We start from the raw sequence: 2,083 nt of genomic DNA on the forward strand, positions 1-2,083 counted from the left end.
TTGGCGTTCACGCCCGCCTTCAGCGCCATACCCGCGATCGACACGCCCGGCTTCAGGCAGGCTTCAATCAGCCTCTGTTTGTCACGCTTGTCGAAAGTCCGCTTGCCTTCGACACCAACGTTGGTCGCACGCAAGGGCAAAAAATCTGCGCAGTTCTCGTCCATGAAGGGTGTGTCCATTAAAAAACCGTGGACACATCCTGCGCTGTTTTCAGATCAGGATCTATGTGAGGAGAAACTGCCGCTTACGTTTGATTGCAGCCTCGTCATTGGGGAAGTGGCCCCGCGTCTTGATGATCTTGCGAAGCTGCATGTTCAGACTTTCGATGGCGTTGGTCGTGTACACAACCCGCCGAATCTCGGGTGGAAACACAAAGAACGGCGTGACGTGCTCCCAGGCCCGCTGCCAGCATTGGACAATCATCGGGTACCTGGTTCCCCAGGGACCGTCTGTGAACGTCTGCAGGAACCTATCCGGATTTTTGTGTGCAAGGCGGTTTAACAGACCCTAACCTCGGGCGAGCGTAAAGCGCTCGCCAAACAGGATGGCAAACTGGTTCATCGCGGATTTCCAGTCGAAGGTTGCCCGTACCGATTTGGCCAGCACGTTGCGCAGCGCCAGCCACAGCAGCTTGATGGCAGCCTCGTCGTTCGGGAAGTGGCCCCGTGTCTTGATGATTTTGCGTAGCTGCATGTTCAGACTTTCAATGGCGTTGGTCGTGTACACAACCCGCCGAATCTCGGGTGGAAACACAAAGAACGGCGTGACGTGCTCCCAGGCTCGCTGCCAGCATTGCACAATCATCGGGTACCGTGTGCCCCAGGGGCCGTCAGCGAACGTGTGCATGGCTAGCTGCGCGGCCTGTTCGCTGGCCGCGGCATAGATCGGACGCAGGGCTGCGGCGACCGTTTTGCGGTCCTTGTAGCTGGCGTATTCCAGGCTGTTACGGATCAGGTGCACGATGCACGTCTGTACGGTGGTGCGGGGATAAGCCGTGCCAATCGCTTCGGCCAGCCCCTTCAGTCCATCAACGATCGCGATCAGGATGTCCTGGCAACCGCGGGTCTTGAGTTCGTTGAACACCTTGAGCCAGAACTTCGCGCCCTCGGTCTGCTCGATCCACAGGCCGAGCACGTCGCGCTGCCCGTCGGCCTGGATGCCCAGGGCCAGATACACAGCCTTGTTGCTCACCACGCCGTCGCCGCGGATCTTCACGCGCAGTGCATCGAAGAAGACCACCGGATACATCGGCTCAAGCGGGCGGCTTTGCCAGGCGAGCGTCTCAGCCATCACCTCGTCGGTGACCGAGCTGATGAAATCGGGCGAGACCTCGGTGCCGTAGGTCTCGGCCAGAAACGCCTGGATCTCGCGCACGCTCATGCCACGCGCGTACATCGCGATGATGCGCTCGTCAAAGCCGGTGAACCGGCGCTCATGTTTGGGAATCAGGATCGGTTCGAAGCTGCCGTCGCGGTCCCGAGGCAGTTCAACCCTGAGCGGGCCATGATCCGTGATGATTGTCTTGCCACTGGCGCCGTTGCGCTCATTGGCCTGCCCGGCCGGTTTGGGCTGGCCCGGCGGGTATCCCAGATGCAAATTCATCTCCGCGCCCATGGCACGTTCGATGAGGGCCTTGTTGAATGCCAGCATCAGGTCCTGGACCTCGGCTGGCGTCATGGGCCCCTTGACCAGCTCGTCAAGCAGGCCTTCAGGCAAGGCAGGCAGCGGCCCTCGGGCCGCTGCCTGCGAAGCTACCGTGCGCTTTTTCTTCATCGGCATATCCATGATTTTCACCTCTCATGATATGCCTTGCCCACGAAATGACGGATAGGTCCGTCTGCAGGGCAAGCCGCGCGGCCTGCTCGCTCACCGCGCCATAGATCGGACGCAGCGCTGCCGCGATCGTCTTGCGGTCCTTGTAGCTGGCGTACTCAAGACTGTTGCGGATCAGGTGCACGATGCACGTCTGCACGGTGGTGCGCGGGTAAGCGGTGCCAATCGCTTCGGCCAGTCCCTTGAGCCCATCAACGACCGCGATCAGGATGTCCTGGCAACCGCGGGTCTTGAGTTCGTTGAACACCTT

1 protein-coding gene and 2 pseudogenes are annotated in these 2,083 nt (G+C 60.2%); all 3 read right to left on the reverse strand.

What is annotated here, in order from left to right; translation table 11 throughout:
• Positions 1 to 249: 249 nt before the first annotated feature.
• Positions 250 to 465 (reverse strand): annotated as a pseudogene (locus M3I54_RS44095) (transposase); the annotation flags it as partial.
• Between the two features lie 42 nt (positions 466 to 507).
• Positions 508 to 1,779 carry an IS256 family transposase gene (locus M3I54_RS44100; RefSeq protein ID WP_375542332.1) on the reverse strand — a complete coding sequence of 424 codons (1,272 nt, stop codon included), beginning with the start codon at positions 1,777 to 1,779 and terminating at the stop codon, positions 508 to 510.
• A 61-nt stretch (positions 1,780 to 1,840) separates the two neighbouring features.
• Positions 1,841 to 2,083, reverse strand: a pseudogene (locus M3I54_RS44105) (transposase); the annotation flags it as partial.

Origin of the sequence: Paraburkholderia sp. CNPSo 3274, from assembly GCF_024206475.1 — a bacterium.
Classification (GTDB): Bacteria; Pseudomonadota; Gammaproteobacteria; order Burkholderiales; family Burkholderiaceae; genus Paraburkholderia.